The 20,259-nt window shown below is 60.9% G+C and carries 19 protein-coding genes; 12 read left to right on the top strand and 7 right to left on the bottom strand.

Annotation, left to right across the window (positions count from 1 at the left end; all coding sequences use genetic code 11):
• The first annotated feature begins 67 nt into the window (after positions 1-67).
• Positions 68-664 carry a WKL family lipoprotein gene (locus HMPREF2736_RS05910; protein ID WP_070570073.1) on the top strand — a complete coding sequence of 199 codons (597 nt, stop codon included), beginning with the start codon at positions 68-70 and terminating at the stop codon, positions 662-664.
• A gap of 1 nt (position 665) precedes the next feature.
• Here the strand turns inward: HMPREF2736_RS05910 and HMPREF2736_RS05905 are convergent, their stop codons facing one another.
• Positions 666-1,586 carry a hypothetical protein gene (locus HMPREF2736_RS05905; RefSeq protein WP_083308108.1) on the bottom strand — a complete coding sequence of 307 codons (921 nt, stop codon included), beginning with the start codon at positions 1,584-1,586 and terminating at the stop codon, positions 666-668.
• A 63-nt stretch (positions 1,587-1,649) separates the two neighbouring features.
• On the opposite strand from HMPREF2736_RS05905, the gene lspA reads away from it, so the two are divergent.
• From lspA to dnaE, 7 genes are all read left to right on the top strand, one after another.
• Positions 1,650-2,156 carry a signal peptidase II gene (lspA, locus tag HMPREF2736_RS05900; protein WP_070422208.1) on the top strand — a complete coding sequence of 169 codons (507 nt, stop codon included), beginning with the start codon at positions 1,650-1,652 and terminating at the stop codon, positions 2,154-2,156.
• Positions 2,149-3,075, top strand: a complete 927-nt coding sequence (locus HMPREF2736_RS05895; RefSeq protein ID WP_070422209.1) for an RluA family pseudouridine synthase — start codon at positions 2,149-2,151, stop codon at positions 3,073-3,075. The genes lspA and HMPREF2736_RS05895 overlap by 8 nt, the downstream gene beginning before the upstream one ends.
• Positions 3,056-3,574 (top strand): hypothetical protein, encoded by a 519-nt coding sequence (locus HMPREF2736_RS05890; RefSeq protein WP_070450904.1) that lies wholly within the window; start codon positions 3,056-3,058, stop codon positions 3,572-3,574. The genes HMPREF2736_RS05895 and HMPREF2736_RS05890 overlap by 20 nt, the downstream gene beginning before the upstream one ends.
• A gap of 38 nt (positions 3,575-3,612) precedes the next feature.
• Positions 3,613-5,202, top strand: coding sequence for an efflux RND transporter periplasmic adaptor subunit (locus HMPREF2736_RS05885; RefSeq protein WP_070829087.1), 1,590 nt, complete (start codon positions 3,613-3,615; stop codon positions 5,200-5,202).
• Between the two features lie 162 nt (positions 5,203-5,364).
• The gene (locus HMPREF2736_RS05880; protein WP_070422382.1) at positions 5,365-6,075 is read left to right on the top strand and encodes an ABC transporter ATP-binding protein; all 711 of its coding nucleotides are present in this window, start codon (positions 5,365-5,367) and stop codon (positions 6,073-6,075) included.
• The gene (locus HMPREF2736_RS05875) at positions 6,076-7,344 is read left to right on the top strand and encodes an ABC transporter permease (RefSeq protein WP_070450908.1); all 1,269 of its coding nucleotides are present in this window, start codon (positions 6,076-6,078) and stop codon (positions 7,342-7,344) included.
• 33 nt (positions 7,345-7,377) lie between these two features.
• On the top strand, positions 7,378-10,938 hold the full coding sequence (dnaE, locus tag HMPREF2736_RS05870; protein WP_070829085.1) for a DNA polymerase III subunit alpha: 3,561 nt from the start codon (positions 7,378-7,380) through the stop codon (positions 10,936-10,938).
• A gap of 233 nt (positions 10,939-11,171) precedes the next feature.
• Here dnaE and HMPREF2736_RS05865 read toward each other — a convergent pair whose 3' ends face one another.
• Entirely contained in the window at positions 11,172-11,666 is a 495-nt protein-coding gene (locus tag HMPREF2736_RS05865; RefSeq protein ID WP_070570065.1) for a hypothetical protein, read from the bottom strand.
• Positions 11,667-11,695: 29 nt separating this feature from the next.
• Positions 11,696-12,139, bottom strand: coding sequence for a hypothetical protein (locus HMPREF2736_RS05860; protein WP_070829083.1), 444 nt, complete (start codon positions 12,137-12,139; stop codon positions 11,696-11,698).
• 277 nt (positions 12,140-12,416) lie between these two features.
• Between HMPREF2736_RS05860 and ilvA the strand changes: the two genes are divergently transcribed.
• From ilvA to HMPREF2736_RS05840, 4 genes are read left to right on the top strand one after another with little or no spacing between them, the layout of a single operon-like run.
• Positions 12,417-13,700 (top strand): threonine ammonia-lyase IlvA, encoded by a 1,284-nt coding sequence (ilvA, locus tag HMPREF2736_RS05855; RefSeq protein WP_070829081.1) that lies wholly within the window; start codon positions 12,417-12,419, stop codon positions 13,698-13,700.
• A complete protein-coding gene (locus HMPREF2736_RS05850; RefSeq protein WP_070450919.1) occupies positions 13,701-14,351 on the top strand; it encodes a YigZ family protein in 651 nt (216 codons plus the stop codon).
• An 11-nt stretch (positions 14,352-14,362) separates the two neighbouring features.
• Positions 14,363-14,596 (top strand): hypothetical protein, encoded by a 234-nt coding sequence (locus HMPREF2736_RS05845; protein WP_070422217.1) that lies wholly within the window; start codon positions 14,363-14,365, stop codon positions 14,594-14,596.
• A 4-nt stretch (positions 14,597-14,600) separates the two neighbouring features.
• Positions 14,601-14,984 (top strand): RNA-binding S4 domain-containing protein, encoded by a 384-nt coding sequence (locus tag HMPREF2736_RS05840; protein WP_070570058.1) that lies wholly within the window; start codon positions 14,601-14,603, stop codon positions 14,982-14,984.
• Positions 14,985-14,990: 6 nt separating this feature from the next.
• Here HMPREF2736_RS05840 and HMPREF2736_RS05835 read toward each other — a convergent pair whose 3' ends face one another.
• From HMPREF2736_RS05835 to glgX, 4 genes are all read right to left on the bottom strand, one after another.
• A complete protein-coding gene (locus tag HMPREF2736_RS05835) occupies positions 14,991-16,022 on the bottom strand; it encodes a GTP pyrophosphokinase (RefSeq protein WP_070483949.1) in 1,032 nt (343 codons plus the stop codon).
• A gap of 14 nt (positions 16,023-16,036) precedes the next feature.
• Positions 16,037-16,588: a hypothetical protein gene (locus tag HMPREF2736_RS05830; protein WP_141761594.1), complete on the bottom strand. Its 552-nt coding sequence runs from the start codon at positions 16,586-16,588 to the stop codon at positions 16,037-16,039.
• Positions 16,589-16,691: 103 nt separating this feature from the next.
• A complete protein-coding gene (locus HMPREF2736_RS05825) occupies positions 16,692-18,053 on the bottom strand; it encodes an exonuclease domain-containing protein (RefSeq protein WP_070829079.1) in 1,362 nt (453 codons plus the stop codon).
• Entirely contained in the window at positions 18,054-20,243 is a 2,190-nt protein-coding gene (gene glgX / locus HMPREF2736_RS05820; RefSeq protein WP_070829077.1) for a glycogen debranching protein GlgX, read from the bottom strand.
• Positions 20,244-20,259: the final 16 nt, after the last annotated feature.

Genomic DNA, 20,259 nt, shown 5'->3' with positions numbered 1-20,259 from the left:
GAGTGCCAGAAATGGGCTTCAGTGCAGTAACGTTGAGCAAGTCAATCAAGGTATGCAAGGAGAACACGTGAAAGCACAGCGATTTGCTGCGGCACTTGCAGCGGCCAGCCTCGCGCTGGGTCTGACCGCCTGCTCGGGCGAGTCCGACAACACGGAGAACACCACCACCGCAGCCGAACAGGCAAGCGCATCCGACGCAGCGCCCGTGGCAGAAATGCCCACCGCAGAAGAGCTCAACGCAGTCCTGCAGCGCGCTGCCGACCCGAACCTGCCCATCGCAGAACGCGCGAACACCGTCCAGGGTGGCGAAACCACGCCGGAACTGTTCGATCTGATGACCCAGTCTCAGCAGGAATCAGGCGCGAACTTCCAGGTGGTCAACCCGGTGTTGCCGGGCTACACCACCAACTCGGTGTTGGCGACGGTGAACTTCACCCGACCGGACGCGGAATCGCAGCTGGCTGAGGATGTGGAGTTTGTGTACGAGGAGGGCCACTGGAAGATCTCGCAAAGCTGGGCGTGCTTCCTGGTCAGCAACACCTTGCCGCCGGAGCAGGTGCCGGACATGTGCAACACCGGCGCACCGGCCGCACCGGCCGCACCGGCTGAGGCCCCGGCCGAAGCCCCAGCCGAGCAGGCGCCTCCGGCAGCTCCTGGCCTGTAAGTTAAGCGCCGTACCGCACAGCCCGCGTGATGTCTTGGACCACGCGGGTTGTTTGCTCCCCGCCGGAGTACACCAGGTGGGTTGTCGCTTCCACCTCGCCTGACACTGGCAACGGGCGGGAGAAATCGACGGTGATGTGCCCCTTCGACGTGGTGGAAGAGGACTCCACCTCGATGTGCTGGCCGTTGAGGTCCCCGGCGGCATCGGCGTCGATCGTCATGTCCTTTTCCGAGGGGCGTTCCTCGATGTCGACGGCGAGGTCAACGGTGGAATCGGTAAGCGACTCGACAGTGTAGGTGGTGGTGCGCAACATCGTGTTGTCGCCGGCGACTCGGTTTTCCACCTTCCACACGCCACCCTCACCGATTGGTTCGGTGGGGAACACGACGTTTTGGGTGATCAGCGCCAGCAGGGCGGGCTCCACATGCTGCAGGCCGCGCTCCGGTGCTTCCGGTGGGGCGAGCAGTTTGATGGTGGAGATCTTCCCAGAGTCGTCGCCACGCCAGCTCATGCGGAAGCCTTCAGTGGCGGCGACGTCCTGGCCGATGTCCAGGTTGGAGTGTTTGCCGGAGCCGACGGTGAAGTCGATTCGTCGAGAAGCAGCTGCTTCTCCCTCGCCGGGTTCAGGTGCGTCACCAACCGAGATGTCCAGCGGCAACGTCGTGATCGCCACATCGCCGCCCCGGACCTGATCGCCCACTGTCTGCGCGACACCGGACGAGACCGCAACCGTGGTGGACCAGGGCTCGGCGTTCTCGGTGTACGACAACACGCGAGCATGTTCGCCCGTATCGACGACAGTGACACCCGGCTCGTCCACAGGGAACGCGGGCACGCCCTCGATCAGGTCTTCCTCGCCCGCGCATGCGGTGAGGGACAGTGACAAAGCAACGGCGGCAACGGCGGCAGTTAAACGAGACATCTTTAAGAACGTACCGCACGGCATACGCAGGGGTAGCGTCCGAGGCGCTAAGGTGGGACGGCGATGGAACAGGCAACGAAACCCCGCTCGACACCCCGCTACCTTGGTGTCGTGATCGCTGTGATGCTCATCGTGGCGGCGCTGGACCAGCTCCTGAAAATCATCATGGTCGCATGGCTGGAACCCGGAGTGCCCCACCCAGTGATCGGAGATTGGTTCCGCTTCTACCTGCTGTTTAACCCGGGCGCCGCATTTTCAATGGGGCAGAATTCGACGTGGTTATTCACCACCCTCCAACTTGCGTTTGTCATTGGTGCGCTGTGGTTTGGTCCTCGCATGTCCACACGTTGGGAGGCGTTTGGTCTAGCGCTGGTCGCAGGTGGCGCACTGGGCAACCTGTGCGACAGGTTGTTCCGTGAGCCTGGATTCTGGTTCGGACATGTGGTGGACTACATCTCCGTAGGCAGTTTCGCGGTGTTTAACCTGGCCGATGCTGCTATTACGGTCGGTGTGGTGGTGTTTGTCGTGGCCACCTTTGTTGCAGAGCGGAAGGGGGACAACGATGGGTAAGTTCCGGGCGCTTCCAGTGCCGGAAGGGCTGGACGGGATGCGTGTCGATGCTGCGATGTCGAAGCTGTTCGGTGTCTCCCGTGCCGTCGCCGCAGAAATTGCCGCGAACGGTGACGTGCTTGTCAACGGCACTGCTGCACAGAAATCGGAACGAGTCCACACAGGCGCCATGCTGGAGGTCACTCTGCCGGAGCCGAAGCGGGCGCCGCAGCCGGTCACCGAACTCGTTGAAGGTCTGGAGATCCTGTACAAGGATGCCGACGTCATCGCGGTGGATAAGCCTGTGGGCGTGGCGGCGCACCCGACCTTGGGCTGGGAAGGCCCCGATGTGGTCGGTGGGTTGCAAGCCATGGGATTCACGCTTCCCGATGCCGGCCCGCCGGAGCGCAAGGGCATCGTGCAGCGTCTCGACGTCGGCACATCCGGCGTCATGATCGTTGCCGCAAGCGTGCCCGCTTACTCCGCGTTGAAACGCGCCTTTAAAGAACGCACCGTGGACAAGACCTATAACGCGTTGGTGCAGGGGCTGCCGGACCCGACAGTTGGCACAATCGATGCACCGATCGGACGCCACCCTTCCGCCGGGTGGAAGTTTGCCGTCACGCAGGACGGCCGGCCGAGCGTGACCCACTACGAGGTAATTGAAGCGTTCCGCCGGGCGAGTCTCATCGAGGTGCACCTAGAAACGGGCCGGACCCACCAGATCAGAGTGCATATGTCCTCGGTGGGCCATCCCTGCGTGGGAGATCCGATGTATGGGTCGGACCCGACTCTGTCGAAGCAACTCGGGTTGAAGCGTCAGTGGCTGCATGCCACCAGCCTTGGGTTCGTCCACCCGCGTACCGGTGAATATATGGAGGTCACCTCCGAGTATCCGGAGGACCTTCGTGTGGCGCTTGATGCGGTCCGTAACGGGTAGGCGGGTCGTCGCAACGCTGCTTGCAGCTGGTGTTGCGCTCTCAGCGTTGTGGGCGATTGGCGTTGCGACGCCACCACTGCCATCTGTGCTGCAAGGCGACACCCTCGGGCCCGAAGACGGGGAAGAGAACTACAAGCAACGCGCCGACGACACCTTGCGTGCCGCTGACGCCCCCGCGTTCGCGCTTGTGACGTTCGATACAGCATTATCTGTTCACGATGCTGCGGTGACGGTTGCGCCGGCGCGCCGGGCGAGTGCTCTGGTCGCGAACGGCGGAGCGCCTATCGCGGTTGGTGAACCGCTTGCGGGGCAGCTACGTGACGAAATCTTCCAGCAAGCAACCACGCAGCCAATTGACGCAGTGATCGTTTACGGTTCAGGCGATGAACTCCGCGCGGTTGCCGAACAGCCAGCTGTTTTCGCCGTGGAAGTATTGCCTTCTGATGCTGTGTGGGGAGCGTTTGCATTGACCCGAAACGTCTCTGGGGGCCGTGTATAGTTTGCGGAGTTATATGCCTGCTACCGGGAGGAGACCCCTTGGCTTCCGAGACCAATCACTCGACCGCACGTCGCCGGCTGACACGCGTGAGCCTGGCAATTGTCACGTCGTCCGCACTGCTGCTCGGCGCGTGCGGATTCGGTGGCGATGGCAACGGCGAAGGCGAAGGTGACGGGCTGCAGCCCGGCGATTACACCGTCGTGTCCCAGGAAGGCGTCTCTGCCAGTGTTGTCGTCTCCGGCAAGATTGAGCCGGTGCGCACTGTCAACATCACCTCGGCGGTGCAGTCTGAGGTAAAGAATGTTGCAGTGAAGGCTGGTGACAGGGTCCAGGCGCAGCAGTTCCTCGTTGCCATGAATACCGAGGAGCTGGAGCGCCAGTTGGCGGTCCAGCAAAAGCAGCAGGCGAACGCGCAGGCTGATGCGCAGGCCAACGTGCAGCAGGCGCAGCAGCAGTTGAACGCGTATCAGGCAAGCATCAATAACGGGACGCACCCGGCGATTGCTGCTGCTCAAGCGCAGGTCGACCAGGCGCAGGCGGCTTACAACGCTGCTGTTGCTGCAGAGGGCGGCCCGCGCTTGATCAACCGCGGCATGGCGGCTGTGGAGCAGATGGCGGGTCAGATCTCCTCGCTTGGCAATGCGACGGCAAAGCCGGGTGTTCCAGCACCACCGGCACAGCCGGCACAACCGGCACCGCAAGCTCCGGCGCAGCTCGCTGGTGGTTCGTTGAGCAAGCAGGAGGCTCAGGCGGCGCTGCAGCAGGCTCAGGCGGAACTTGAGTCCGCACGTGCGCAGGCGGCGCAGGAACGTGACCAGTTGCAGGCGCAGGTGAGCTCCGCTACCCGTCAGGCCGAGTCGGCGCAGCTTGGCGAGGGCGACGGCACCCTCGAATACCAAGTCCGTGAAGGCACCGTGTACGCCCCGATCGCGGGATTGGTGACCGAGGTTTCCGTGCACGAAGGCGACATCCCGCAAGGCAAATTGCTCAGTATTGCCGACGATTCCTCCCTGGTCATTCGGGCAGAGGTCCGTGAGTCGGACGTGCCAAACATCTCGGTCGGGGACCGGGTTGATTTCACGTCGACCGCAACTGGCAAGAAGCAGTTCAAGGGCAAGGTCACGCGCATTGCGCCGGCCGCGAGCGGTTCTGGTTCTGCTGAGGTTCCTGGCATGGCGATGGGCGGCGGCGGATCGCAAAATTCGAGCGAGGTGACGTTCCCGGTCGAGATCGAAATCACCGGCGACAAGGAAGGCCTGCTGCTGGGTGGCACTGCGCGTGCGGAGATCATTACCGCTGAGGCGAAGGACGCGCTCAACGTCCCGCTCGACGCCGTGTATGAGGAGGACGGCAAGAAGAAGGTTCTCGTCATGGCAACCGAGGGCGAAGATGCGACCTCTGGCAAGGTCGAGGAACGCATCGTGAAAACCGGTGCGTCCAACGACGTCGACATTGCCATTACGGGCGGCGACCTCAAGGCTGGCGATATTGTCGTGAACTGGCCGGACGAGTACCGCGAGCGTATCGGGGAGACCGTTGAGATCAACGACCCGAACTTCGACCCGGAGAAGGTCCGCGAGGCTCGCGAAGGCAAGAAGAAGCAGGACGGCGAGAAGGAGCAGCCGTAAGTGTTTCGCAGGAAAAAGCGTCCGCTTGACGACGACACCCTGACCGACACGACAGACACCCACGACCCGTTCTTCCTCGACGGCGAAGAAGACCCAGCCGATGAAGACGAACCGGTAGTTGAAACTGTCCCGGTGGAGGAAGTCGTCGATACGCAGCCGCGCATGGAGAACACCGGCAGGTTGATCGACATGCGCCGGATCGTGAAGACGTACAACGTTGGCGAGCCGAGCGAACTGACCGTACTGCACGGCGTGGATTTCTACGCTGAACAGGGCGAATTTGTTTCTATCGTGGGTCCTTCGGGCTGCGGTAAATCGACGTTGATGAACCTAATCGGCATGCTTGATCGCCCCACGGAAGGTGCGTATGCCTTCAACGGCGAACCTGTGTACGCGAAGCAGGACAAGGAACTGGCGCATTACCGCAGCCAAAACATCGGATTCATTTTTCAGAACTTCAACCTCGTTGGCCGCATCGACGCGCTGCAGAACGTGGCCATGCCGATGATGTACGCCGGTGTGCCGAAGCGCGAGCGCGAGGAGCGCGCCGCCGAACTGCTGGATCGCATGGGCATGGGGGATCGGTTGCACCACAACCCCAACGAACTTTCGGGTGGCCAGAAGCAGCGTGTGGCAATCGCACGCAGCCTGGCCAATGACCCAGGGCTGCTGCTTGCCGACGAGCCCACGGGCGCCCTGGATTCCAAAACCGGACGCATGGTCATGGATCTGTTCCACGAACTCAACCAGGAACTGGGCAAAGCCATCGTGTTTATTACCCACAACCCGGAGTTGGCTGAAGAAACCGGCCGGATCGTGGAAATGATGGACGGAAAAATCGCTCGTGTGCGCCAGCCGGGTGGGGTGAACTAGGTGAATATTCGCGAATCGCTACGGTTGGCGCTGTCCAGCCTGAATACCAACAAGTTGCGCTCGCTGCTGACGCTTTTGGGCATCATCATCGGCATCATGGCCGTGATCATCATCATGACGTTGGGCCGTGCTCTCGAGAACGATGTGATGGGTGGTCTGGAAGACGCCGGCACGACCACGTACCCGGTGATGGTGCACGAACGCGCGGAAGAAGGCGAGAAATCCGAGGACCCGTTTGCGGCGTTTGATCTTGCCCCGCCGACAAACGAGAACGATGCTGTCACGTTTGATCAGCTCAACGAGCTGCAAGCGTCGTTCGGCGACCGCGTGCAAGGCATCGATCTGGAGCTTTCCGGCGGTGGTGACGCACAGGTCGGGGACAACACTTCAAGTGTGTCGATCTACCCGTCGCTTGCGAGTTCGCTCGACATGCGTGGCCTGAAGGTTCAGTACGGTCGCGGGTTGGATCAAGACATCATTGATAGTCGTCGCCCCGTTGCCGTTGTGTCGCCAGAGCTGGTCGAGGCGTTGTTCGACAACGATCCGAGCAAGGCGCTCGGCTCCCGCTTCGACCTCATCATCGATGGCAAGCCGGCGGTGTTCACCATCATCGGTGTGCTGGAAAAATCGGAGAGCCAGCCCATGTTCGGGGAAACCGCGTTTGCGGACGCCTACATTCCGGTCACGGCCGCGGGCAGGGTTGGCTTGGAGGCGGACTGGGTGTCGTCGTTTAGCGTGCGTGCTGCTGTGGATGAGGACCCGGAAGTGTTCCGCGCAGACCTGCAAACGTACCTGGATCGCATGTACGCCGGTAACGACAACTACGAGGCCGAGGTGTTCGATATCTCAGCGAGCCTCGAAGGCTTGACGACGATCTTCCGCACCCTGTCGACCGTGCTCTCCGCAATCGGCGGCATCTCGCTCCTCGTCGGCGGTATCGGCGTGATGAACATCATGCTGATCACGGTTACTGAACGCACCCGCGAAATCGGCGTGCGTAAAGCGCTCGGCGCAACCCACAATGATATTCGTGTCCAGTTCATCGTCGAGGCGATGCTGGTGTGCCTCATCGGCGGCGTCATTGGCGTCATCCTAGGTGGCGCTGTCGGCATGATCGCCAGCTCGGCGCTTTTGGAAATGACATGGCCACCGATCGGAGCCGTGGTGTTCGCGCTGCTGTTCTCGCTGGCGACCGGTGTGTTCTTCGGCGCATACCCTGCGTCGAAGGCCGCGAAGATGCAGCCCATCGACGCGCTGCGCTACGAATAATTCGGACTTGCGTAGCCGTCTAAGATGAGCCGCATGGCCAAAAAATCCTCCTTCGTTCATCTTCATAACCACACCGAGTTCTCCATGTTGGACGGCATGGCAAAGGTGGACTTGCTGGCTGAGGAGGTGTCCCGCCAGGGCATGCCAGCAGTCGGCATGACCGACCACGGCAACATGTTCGGCTCCAATGCGTTTTACCGTCGCATGGTCGATGCTGGTGTGAAGCCGATCATCGGCATTGAGTCTTACATGGCACCGGACTCTCGTTTTAATAAGAAGCGTGTGCTGTGGGGTACGCCGGATCAAAAGCGTGACGATGTCTCCGCGTCCGGCGCATATCTCCACCAGACCATGCTCGCCGAGAACGCGACGGGTCTGCGCAACCTGTTCAAGCTGAGCTCCCTTGCGTCGTACGAGGGACAGTTGGGCAAGTGGCCTCGCATGGATGCGGAACTTATCGCCGAGCATGCTGACGGCATTATCGCGACCACTGGCTGCCCGTCCGGTGACGTGCAAACTCGCCTGCGTCTAGGCCAGTTTGACGCCGCGTTGGAGGCTGCGGCGATGTGGCAGGACATCTACGGCAAGGACAACTACTTCCTTGAACTGATGGACCACGGGTTGCACATCGAACGCCGCGTGCGCGACGACCTGTTGCGCATCGGAGAGATGCTTGAACTGCCGCCGCTGGTGACCAACGACTGCCACTACGTCCTCGAATCCCAGGCGCCCGCGCACGAGGCAATGCTGTGTGTCCAGACAGGCAAGACGCTGCTGGATCCGGACCGCTTCAAGTTTGATGGCTCCGGCTACTACATCAAGACTGCCGAACAGATGCGTGAGTTGTGGGACTCCACCGTGCCTGACGGGTGCGACAACACCCTGTGGATCGCGGAGCGTGTCGGCGACTACAGCGAGTTGTGGGAGGAACACCCGCACGATCGCATGCCGATCGCGGACGTTCCGGAGGGACACACTCCGACGACGTGGCTGCGTGAGGAGGTTCGCCGCGGACTGTCGGAGCGTTTCAACGGGGGAGAGGTTCCGCAGGAATACACCGAGCGTGCGAATTACGAGATCGACGTCATCGACATGAAGGGCTACCCCTCCTACTTCCTGATCGTTGCGGAGCTGATTAAGCACGCCCGCGAGATCGGCATTCGCGTTGGTCCCGGTCGTGGTTCCGCCGCTGGTTCGTTGGTTGCGTATGCGTTGACCATTACAAATATTGACCCGATGGAGCACGGCCTGCTCTTCGAGCGATTCCTCAACCCGGAGCGTCCGTCCGCACCGGATATCGATATCGACTTCGACGATCGCCGCCGCGGCGAAATGATCACCTACGCCGCCGAGCGTTGGGGTGAGGACAAGATCGCCCAGGTGATCACCTTCGGCACAGTGAAGACAAAGCAGGCGATTAAGGACTCGGCGAAGGTGAACTTCGGCCAGCCGGGCTTCCAGATGGCCGACCGCATCAACGGTGCCTTGCCACCAGCAATTATGGCGAAGGATATTCCGCTGTCCGGCATCACGGACCCGGAGCACGAGCGCTACGCGGAAGCGGCTGAGGTTCGCTCGCTGATCGAGACAGATCCGGATGTGGCCAAGATCTATGAAACCGCCCGTGGACTTGAAGGCGTTGTGCGCCAAGCAGGTGTGCACGCATGTGCGGTGATTATGGCGTCGGTGCCGCTGATGGACCACATTCCGATGTGGAAGCGTCCTGCCGACGGTGCGATCATTACCGGTTGGGACTATCCGGCGTGCGAGGCCATTGGCCTGCTGAAGATGGACTTCCTCGGCCTACGCAACCTGACAGTGCTTGGCGACGCGCTGGAGAACGTGGAGAAGAACCGCGGCGAGTCCATCGACCTTGAAGCCTTGGACACCGACGACGAGGCGGTGTACGAGTTGCTGTCTCGTGGCGACACCCTTGGTGTGTTCCAGCTCGACTCCGGAGGTATGCAAGAGTTGCTCAAGCGCATGAAGCCGACGGGCTTTAACGATATTGTCGCCTCGCTCGCTCTGTACCGTCCGGGCCCGATGGGTGTGAACGCTCACTGGGACTACGCCGACCGCAAGAATGGGCGCAAGCCGATCACTCCGATTCACCCGGAGCTTGAGGAGCCGCTGCGCGAGATTCTCGACGAAACCTACGGCCTGATCGTCTACCAAGAGCAGATCATGAACATCTCGCAGAAGGTAGCCAACTACACGGCTGGTCAGGCAGACGGCTTCCGTAAAGCCATGGGTAAGAAGAAGCCGGAGGTGCTGGCGAAGGAGTACGAGACATTTTCTGCCGGCATGTTTGAAAACGGCTACTCCAAGGAAGCCGTCGATGCACTGTGGGGAACGATTGAGCCGTTCGCGTCGTACGCGTTTAACAAGTCGCACGCCGCAGGCTATGCGTTGGTGTCGTACTGGACTGCCTACATGAAGGCGAATTACGCCGCTGAGTACATGGCCGCGCTGCTGACCTCTGTTGGTGATAAGAAGGACAAGTCCGCGATTTACCTGGCGGATTGCCGCCACTTGGGCATTAGCGTGTTGCAGCCAGATATTAACGAGTCTGAAGAGAACTTCATGGCTGTCGGCAAAGACATCCGTTACGGACTTGCGGCTGTGCGAAACGTCGGTGCGGAAGTGGTGGAGTCCATCAAAGAGACCCGCAAGTCCAAGGGGCACTTCACCAGCTTCTCTGACTACCTGGACAAGATCGATCTCCTTCCGTGCAACAAGCGCATCACGGAATCGCTGATCAAGGCAGGCGCGTTCGATTCTTTGGGTCACCCGCGTAAAGGCTTGATGCTGATCCAGGAAGACGCGGTGGACTCAGTCTTGGCGACGAAGAAGGCCGCTGACAAGGGCCAATTCGACCTCTTCGCGGGCCTTGGCGGCGAGGACGGTTCCGCGAACTCTGCGTTTGCCATTGAAGTACCTGAAGACGAATGGGACCGTAAGCACAAACTCGCCCTCGAGCGCGAAATGCTTGGCCTATACGTGTCCGGGCACCCGCTTGATGGGTACGAGGAAGCCATCGATGCACAGACCGATACGCAGCTCACCACCATCCTGTCCGGTGAACTACGCAACGGCGCAGAGGTCACCATCGGTGGGTTGATTTCGAATGTGGACCGACGCTTCTCTAAGAAGGACGGTTCCCCCTGGGCGATTGTGACCATCGAGGATCACCACGGCGCACAGGTGGATGTGCTGCTCTTCAACAAGGTGTACGCGCTCGTCGCTCCGCAAATTGTGGAGGACAACATCATTTTGGTCAGAGCACATGTCTCAATTCGCGACGAGCGTATGAGCTTGTTTGGCGACGACGTCAAAGTCCCCGAACTTGGCCCCGGCAACGGTGCTGGCCTGCCGCTCCGTCTAACGCTGCGGACGGACCAGTGCACCATCGACAACATTTCGAAACTCAAGGGAGTGCTGTCGAACAACCCAGGCGACTCAGACGTCTATCTCAACCTGGTCAACGGCGAACACAGTCAACTGATGATCCTCGGCGACCATTTGCGAGTGCACCGTTCTGCGAGCCTGATGGGTGATCTCAAGGCAACCCTGGGTGCGGGGATCTTGGGCTAGGGGAAACTATGCCGCTGCATAGTGTGCTCGTTTGAGGCTCGTGCGGTAGTGACTATGCCGCTGCATAGTCGGCTTCGGTGATTCTCTGCGGGCGTACCGCGCCGCGAGCTTGTCGGGTGACGCCTTGGGAACCGGGATGTTGGGTTAGGGGAAACTATGCCGCTGCATAGTCGGCGCAGCTAAATGCCCGCTGGCATATTGCACAGCGGGCATGAGGAGATGAAGCGCGTGTCTTACTTGAAGAACTTACGCAGCGCCTCGCGACCACCAGGGATCGAGTTGATGAAGACAACCAGGCTGCCGATTGCAGCACCAAGCGTCGTAACAATCACGCTGATAGTCGTGATTGCTTTCAGGATTTCTTCCTCATTATCGGCAGGGCCGATGCTTCCGTGCGGAGCCAGCGTTGCCGAAGGCTCAGCGGTCACCTTCGTCGGCGTAGGAGCGGTCGTGGTTTCCTTCGTCGTGGTTTCGGTCGACTGGTTGGTGGTAGTTTCCTCCGACGTCTCAGTAGTCGTCGTCGAGGTGGTGGTTTCCTCCGTGCCCTCGGAAGGTGCCGGTTCCGCCGGCGCCTCAGTGGTCGTCGTCGGTGCCGGTTCCGAGGTGGCGGTGGTAGTTGCCGAAGTGGGTTCGGATGTGGTGGTCTCTGCAGCGAGAGCTGAAGTGCCAAGAGCGCCAGCGGCGACGGCGGCACCGGCTGCGGAAACCAACAGAGTGCGGAGCTTCATGCTTGAATATTCCTAGCTGGGGTGGAGGTTTAGAACGGGAGCTTCGGGAGCTGGACCTGCGGCACGTGGACGTGCGGGATGCCCAGGTGGAACTCGCGGTTCAGTGCGTCGATGATCTTGTTGATGCCACGCGGGTCAGAGAACACGATCAGACCGGTGGTCAGAACCGCAGCGAGGGTGCCAGACACTGCGCCGATGATGTGACCCTGGGAGGAACCGGAAGTCTGCTTCTGGGGAGCCGGCGGGTTGTTGGTCTCGTCCTTGTCGGTTTCGCCCTCGCCCGGCTTGTCGGTTTCGCCCTCGCCCGGCTTGTCGGTCTCGCCCTTGTTGTCCTCGGGCTGGTCAACCGGAGCGGTGGTGTGGGTGTCGGTGGCCTCGTTGCCGGTGTTCTTGGCGTCCTCAGCGTAAGCCGGGGTAACAGCCAGGGTCAGCGCGGTCGCGGCAGCGACCATTGCAGAAGAAAAGCGCTTCATTATGAAAAACTCCTATGGAAATTTAGGGGGTTTGTCGCTGTCGACCGTGCGCTCGACAGATCACTCGGAAGAACCTAGCAGGTTCCCAGAAGAAAACATAGTGATATAGGCAATGTTTTCAGTGTTCCCCGCATCGGATTGGCCAACACCTGGAAGTCAGGGGTTTGGTCACGGCGAGCAGTGTACCCCAAATCATCTATATGTCTAAGTTCTATGGAGGTGGGGTAAATCGAGGTTTGAACAAACTGAAAACTCGTCGCGCGTACACTGATCGACCATGCGCCCATCCGACACATTCCGAGAGGTCCATGCCGCCGATATCCAGTTCGCGCAGGGAAGGATTTCTTCTGTCATTACTCCGTCGCCGCTGCAGTACTGCCCGCGGCTGTCTCAGCAGTACGGTGCTGAGATTTATCTCAAGCGTGAAGACCTGCAGGATGTGCGTTCGTACAAGATTCGCGGGGCTTACTTTGGTATTTCGCAGCTGACCCCGGAGGAGCGGGAGGCTGGCGTTGTGGCGGCGTCGGCAGGCAATCACGCCCAAGGCGTGGCGTACGCGTGCCGTGCGCTTGGTATTCAGGGCAAGATCTTTGTCCCGAAGCCAACCCCGAAGCAGAAGCGTGACCGCATTTTGGTGCACGGCGGTGATGCGATTGAGCTCGTCGTTACGGGCAACACGTTTGACGAGGCTGCCCAGGCTGCGCGCGAAGACGCTGCGGCACGGGGAGCGACGGTGATTGAGCCGTTCGACTCGCGCAATACCGTGGTCGGGCAAGGCACCGTCGCGGCCGAGATCGTCGCGCAATTGTCCAGTATGGGCAAGCAGCTCGACACTGTTCTTGTGCCGGTCGGTGGCGGTGGCCTGATGTCAGGTGTGATGTCGTATGTGGCGGACATGTCGCCGTCGACGAGGGTGGTTGGTGTTGAGCCGGTGGGGGCGTCGTCGTTACGCGCTGCGATTGAGGCGGGCGAGCCGGTGACGCTGGAATCTATCGACCCATTCGTAGACGGTGCGGCGGTGAAGCGGATCGGTGACACTCCCTGGCAGGTGTTCCAAGCACACAAAGATCGTGCTGAGGTGTTTTCTTGCGACGAAGGGGCAGTGTGCACGGAGATGCTCTCGCTGTATCAAAACGAAGGCATCATCGCTGAGCCCGCGGGTGCGCTGTCGGTTGCGGGCCTTGCACAAACGACGATTAAGCCAGGCTCGACCGTCGTCTGCATCATCTCTGGGGGCAACAACGATGTGCTGCGCTACGCGGAGGTCATGGAGCGCTCCTTGGTCCACCGCGGGCTGCGTCACTACTTCCTGGTCAACTTCCCCCAAGAGCCAGGGCAGCTTCGCATGTTCCTGCGGGAGATCCTGGGTGAGGAAGACGACATCGTCTTGTTTGAGTACCTGAAGAAGAACAACCGCGAAACCGGTGCCGCGCTCGTCGGTATTGAATTGGCGCATGCGGACGACCTTGCCCCGCTTCTGGAGCGCATGGACGGATCGCCGATCGGCTGCCGACGTTTGGAGCCCGGCACGCCGGAGTACGACTTCATCGTTGCAGGTTAAATGGTTACTTCCTACGTCCGACCCAAGGCTGGGGAGACAGCCATCCACGAACTTGAGATCAAGCGTTCGCGGTTTATTACCTGGGTGACGCGCGCCACCACTGAGGAGGAAGCGCGCGAGGTCATCCATGCCGCGCGTGAGGCGTACCCGGATGCGCGTCACCACTGTTCGGCGTTCATCGTTCATGTCGACGACGCACAGCCGATCGAGCGCTCTTCCGACGACGGTGAGCCCTCCGGCACGGCAGGAAAGCCGATGCTTGAGGTGCTCAAAGGATCAGGTATGTCCGACATTGTCGCCGTGGTTATTCGCTACTTTGGTGGCATCAAGCTTGGCACAGGCGGCCTTGTGAGTGCGTATACGAACGCGGTGTCTGAAACACTGCCGAGCGTTGTCACCACCACACGTGCCATGCGTGAGCAAGTTGCCGTGGACCTTCCGCATGCTGAAGCCGGCCGAATCGAAGCAGAACTACGCAACGCTGGGGTGGAAGTCGTAGACGTCGAATACGGAGCTGCCGCCACGTACACGCTCGCGTTCGAACCAGGGGAGCGTGAGCGTATCGACGACCTCCTCGCCGCCGCCACCCAAGGCCAAGCAGAAAGCAAAACGCTCGGACCACGGTGGGTCGAGTTGTCTACTTCGCGCTAGAATTGCATGCCATGACTATGCAGCCGCGCCCAAACAACCCGATCGACCAACGAAAAGCCGCCGTGCGCAAATACTCGCGCGACGCGCTGGTGTGGGCCGGCGGCGGCCTCGCCGGCGGCATCGCGTTCGGTCTGCTGATGCAGTCCTGGACGATCCTGGTGCTTGGGCTCGTCATCGGAGTTGCGGGTGGTTTTGTGAATTGGAACAAGGTCCAAAAGATCGTCAATCACCAGGACCGTTACTAGCGCCTTGATCGAACCGTCAGGCAAAGCCGTCCGTATCGACGCCTGGCTGTGGGCCGTGCGGATCTTCAAAACACGCAGCCAGGCCGCCGAAGCCGTTCGTGCTGGGCACGTCAAGATCGGTGGCAAGGCAGTCAAACCTGCCGTCCAGGTCGTGCCGGGAGACACGGTGCGGGTATGGAAGAACCACCACGAGTACATTCTCGAGGTTACGGCGACGGTGTCGAAGCGCGTTGGCGCCCCGGTGGCGCGCACCTGCTACATCGACCACAGTCCGCCACCACCACCGCGTGAACTCTTCGCGGCACCTCCTGTGCGCGATCGCGGAACTGGGCGCCCCACGAAGAAGGAACGCCGCGAAATCGACCGCCTCATGGGGCGGCGTAACTAAACGCAGCTAATCGATGCTGCTGCGCAGCCGGGCTAGACGGCCGTTCAGACGCTTGCGGCGCACCTCTGGGCGGTTTCCCGAATCCCAGGTTTTCTCGATGTGTTCGGTGCCGAACCGGTTGAGCAGCAGATCGTCGATAATGCGCACTTGCCCCGGGACGAATGAGTAGTTCATCGAGTTGGACACAGCCTCGATGTCTGCCGGGTTGGTCAGGTCCGCAACGTCCGAGACAAGCTCAATGCCGTGGGCACGCAGCAACTCGGTGAGGAAGCGGTAGTCGCCCGCGCGTGAGAGCGGAAACTGGCTGCCAAGCAACACGGTCAGAATGCCCGGCAGTGTCTCAGGCGAGATTTCGGTGTCCACGTCGGTGTGCACCTTTTCCTGTGGGTCTGCCAAGGCTGAGATTTGGTCAAACTGCTGATCGGCTAGCTCGATAAGTCCCGCGGCGAGGGTGAACGCGCGGTCCACCTGCGGGTCGAGTTTTTCCGCTGAGCGTTTGTACCTGATGTCGTGCTCAAACTCCGCCCACGCATGCTGCAGCACTGTACGAATCTGCACCTCGAAGACTTGGCCGACGAACTCCTCAAGGCCCTCGGATTGCTCCTCAACACGGACGACAAGGTGGTGCGAGCCGTAGCCGAAGTTGCCGGCGACTCGGGTTTCTTCGGCTTTGTCCACGCTGCGCAACACCTCAAACTCGTCGGCGAGCAGGCGCTGCACTGCAGGGATCTCGGTCGAGTGCAGCACGGTGATTCGGGCGCCGATGATGTCTTTGATGTCGTGCCACGGGTCGGGGTAGAGCAACTCACCGTCGCGAGTTTTGCGGGCTTTTTCCTTCAACGAGGTCCAGGATTTTACTCGTGCATCTACGCGGTCGAAATTCACGCCGGCATCGCGCATGAGTTCATGGAGGGCGTGGCGGAAGGTCATCGCCACGTCCTCGTGTGCGTTTACCCAAGCGAAGTAGGTGGAGCCGAGACGTGCGATTGTGTCGTCAGCTTCCTTGTTTCGCTTGGCCGGTTGTTTTGAAGTGCTCATGTCGGCGGGTGAGCTTACCCGGAAACTGGCGGATCGTGCATTAGCGGGAAGCCGACCGAGTATGTCATCAGTGCGCCGCGCCCCAGGATGTCGTGGACGTGATGCAGCGGTGCGTCGAAGATAAACAGTTCCTGGTCGTCGCGGGTGGCGTAGACCAGCTCGTGGTGGGGGTCGAGCACCGTCTGAAAATGGCGGTGCATCACGGTAAACGTTTTCGGGTGAGCGAGCCACGCGGTGGGTGGCACACCGTGTCCACCTACCTCTAAACCGGGCGGAAGGCCGGTCTGCTCCAGCGCTGCAGCGGGGTTGCGCACCAAAAACTCGACGCCCGTGTCGACGAGCGCCCGCTTCGCCAACCGGTCAGCGGCACCATTCCAGAGCTGGTTCATGCTCGGCGTGAGCTCACCGATTTGTTGGTGGGTCAGCGCCGGACCGTCGTCGACGGTAAAGACACACACCAGGCGCGGTGCAAGGTTGATAAACGCGGTCGAGGCCGAAAAGCCAGGCGTGAGCCAGGAACGTGATGACGACGATGGCGCGACGTCGTCACGCCGCGCCAGCCGCAATTCAATAGCATCTTGGTGGACAGGGCGGGGAAGTGTTTCTACTACGTACATACTCAGTTAGACGTAGCCAACACCGCCCCGGTTCCATCCGAACCAAAACTTTTTACAGACCGAGTACCTCGAGGAGTTTCGGGGCCTGCCAAATCTGAATGTCCTGGCCCTTTTCCTGCAGTTCGCGGGCTCGCTTTTCCTTCGAGGTCACACTCGACCATTCGCCGACAACCAAGATGGTCGTTTTCTTGGTGACGTTCTTGCCCACCTGCGCGCCCTGCTTCGCAATCGCGTCCCACAACTCGCCCTTATCGTGCGGTTCGAACTCACCGGTTAAGGTGACGTGCTCGCCGTACAGAGGAGCGTTCGGGTCGGCTTGAGCATCTGGCTCCGGCACGGTGTCCGGGGTGGCCACCGACTGCCACGGAGCGGGTTTGCGCTCCTTCTTCACCGGCCCGGCCTGGTTGGAACCACGTGGCTCGGCGGTGGCGGCAACGGCAGCAGCGACACCACCTTCGGCGACCTGCTTCGCCTGCACCGCGCGGCCGGCACCGGAGCGGTCGCGGAGGACAGGGGTGACGCGGGCGTCGTCGATCGATCCGAGCGTGAACCCGGTGTCGTGGATGAAGCTCATCAGGCTGCCAGTGTGGCCGGCCTCCCGGGCGAGACCAACCATCACACCGGCGCACGCAGCGGCATCTTCGCAGGCATCGTGGTGGTTGTCCAAGGAAACGCCGAAGTGCTGCGCAAGGGTTGGAAGCTTGTGATTTGCCACATCCAGCTTGGTAGCGCGGGCCTGTGCCAACGTGCACGCGAACAGCATCTTCGGGACGGCGATGGAGGAGGCCAAGCAAGCATCGCGAAGTGCGGAGGCATCGAACTGTGCGTTGTGCGCGACAAGGGGTAAATCCCCGACAAAGGCGCTCATCTCCTCGATGCAGTCGCGTACGTCTGGGGCATCAGTGACATCCTCAGCAGAAATGCCGTGGATAGCAACGTTGCCGGATTCGAACTCGTCTAAACCGGCAGGCGGCTTACATAACCAAGACTTTCGCTCGACCTCTTCGCCGTCGACAATCTTGACCAACCCGATCTGACAGATCGAGCCCCAGCGACGGTTCGCGGTTTCCACATCGAAACCGACGAAGGAGAAGCCAGGAATGCCTGCTCCGCCGTCGGCGGTAGCGGTGGTGGGGGCCTTGCCGTGCTTGGCATCGTCGAGAAGCGTGCGTAGCTTCTTTGCGCCATCGACGTCTCCCGGTGCGAACCAGACGGTCAGCGGAGCACCGGTGGTGGCAACATCCACTTTGGTCGGCGACCATGCGTCACCTTCGGTGATATCCACGCCGGTGATATCCGCAATACTAACGGTGCGGTCCGAGGAGTCGCCGCGCAGCGAGGCGAGGAGGGCAGTTGGGGTCACGGTGAGGGCGTCGTTGGTCACAGTCAACGTTGCACCATGAGCGGAAATCATTTAGGCGTTGTCTTCCTTTCGGCCCGCTCCAGCGGGCGGTTGCGTACGGCGCAGCACCACGGTCGAGCGCTGGCCGACGGTGACAGTCGAATCCGGACCGATGGGCTGTGCGCCTTCACGGTAGCCGAGGGGGCCAGTCGTATCGACGACGATCTCCCACTCGTCACCAAACCTCGCGCCGGGAACAGTGAAGTCAATGTCCTCATAATGGGCGTTGAACATGAGAAGGAATGAATCGTCCACGATGCGCTGGCCGCGGCTATCGGGTTCCGCGATCGCTTCGCCATCGAGGTGAACCATAAGTGCACGGCCGAAGGCGGCGTTCCAATCGTCTTGTGTCATGAGACGGCAGTCGGGGGTGAGCCAAGCGATCTCTCGGCCGTGTTCGTCGTCGCCAAGCGCACCGCCCTCGAGGAACCTGCGGCGGCGAAACACCGGATGATCTCGGCGCAAAGCGATGAGCCGACGCGTGAATTCGTGCAGGTCTGCTGCGCTTTCAAGGTTGGACCAGTCCATCCAAGCCGTCTCGTTGTCCTGGCAGTACACGTTGTTGTTACCGCCCTGGGTGCGTGCGATCTCGTCGCCGTGAGCGAGCATCGGGGTGCCCTGAGATAGCAAGAGTGTGGTCAGGAAGTTGCGGCGTTGCCGTGCTCGCAGGTCGAGCACCACAGGGTCGTCCGTGTGGCCCTCCACACCACAGTTCCAGGACCTGTTGTGGTTCTCGCCATCGCGGCTGTCTTCGCCGTTGGCTTCATTGTGTTTGTCGTTGTAGGACACCAGATCATTCAGGGTGAACCCGTCGTGGGCGGTAATGAAGTTGATCGACGCGGTCGGGCGACGCCCGTTGTGCTGGTACAGGTCCGACGAGCCGGTGAGGCGCGAGGCGAACTCGCCGAGGGTGGAGTCCTCGCCGCGCCAAAAGTCACGCATGGTGTCGCGGTACTTGCCGTTCCACTCGCTCCACAGGGCAGGGAAGTTACCGACCTGGTAGCCGCCTTCGCCCACATCCCACGGCTCGGCGATGAGTTTGACCTGGCTCACCACCGGGTCCTGTTGAACCAAGTCGAAGAAGGTGGCCAGACGGTCCACGTCTGAAAACTCGCGCGCGAGGGTCGAGGCGAGGTCGAAGCGGAACCCGTCGACGTGCATCTCGGTGACCCAGTAGCGCAGCGAATCCATAATCAACTGCAGGGAGTGCGGGTAGCGCACGTTCAGTGAGTTTCCGGTGCCGGTGTAGTCCATATAGAGGAACCGGTTGTCGTCGACAAGCCTGTAATACGCCTCGTTATCAATGCCACGAAACGCAATTGTCGGGCCCATGTGGTTGCCCTCCGCGGTGTGGTTGTATACCACATCCAGGATCACCTCGATGCCGGCCTCGTGGTAGGCGCGCACCATCTGTTTGAACTCGGCCACGGCATCGCCAGGGGCAGAGGAGGAGGCGTAGCTGTGCTCCGGGGCGAAGAAACCGAACGTGTTGTAGCCCCAGTAGTTGCGCAACCCGAGTTTGAGTAGGCGGTCATCTTGCAAAAATTGGTGCACCGGCAGCAACTCAATCGAGGTCACACCAAGGTCGGTGAGGTAATCCACCATTACCGGGTGCGCCATACCCGCATAGGTGCCGCGCAACTGCTCAGGAATGCCCGGGTGGGTCTGTGTCATGCCCTTGACATGGCACTCGTAGATCACCATCTCCTCATCAGGGATCTTCGGCGCGCGGTCGTCGCCCCAGTCGAAGAACGGGTTGATCACCACCGACAACATCGTGTGGCCGAGCGAGTCTTCTTCATTGCGACCGGTACCAGGTTCTTCTGCGTTGACGTCGTAGGAAAACAGCGAGGAATGCTGATCAAACTCCCCATCAAAGGCGCGCGCGTACGGGTCCACGAGCAGCTTGCTGGGATCGCAACGCTTGCCGTCGGCCGGGTCCCACGGCCCGTGCACGCGGTAGCCATAACGCTGACCTGGGCCAACACCGGGCAGGTAAGCGTGCCAGACATGGTTATCCACCTCGTCGAGGGCGATACGCGTTTCGGCGCCGGTGTCGTCGATAAGACAAAGCTCAACTGCATCAGCAACCCCCGAAAACAGTGCAAAGTTCGTCCCCGCCCCATCAAACGTCGAGCCCAGCGGATGTGCGGAGCCAGGCCAGACTTGCTGCTGCAGATCCGGATGCGTCGTCTCAGTCATGCTGCCCGAGCATAGT

Source organism: Corynebacterium sp. HMSC036E10 (assembly GCF_001836265.1).
Taxonomy (GTDB): Bacteria; Actinomycetota; Actinomycetes; order Mycobacteriales; family Mycobacteriaceae; genus Corynebacterium; species Corynebacterium coyleae.
The sequence above is the reverse complement of the archived record's forward strand: the minus strand, read 5'-3'. Positions and strand labels throughout refer to the sequence as shown.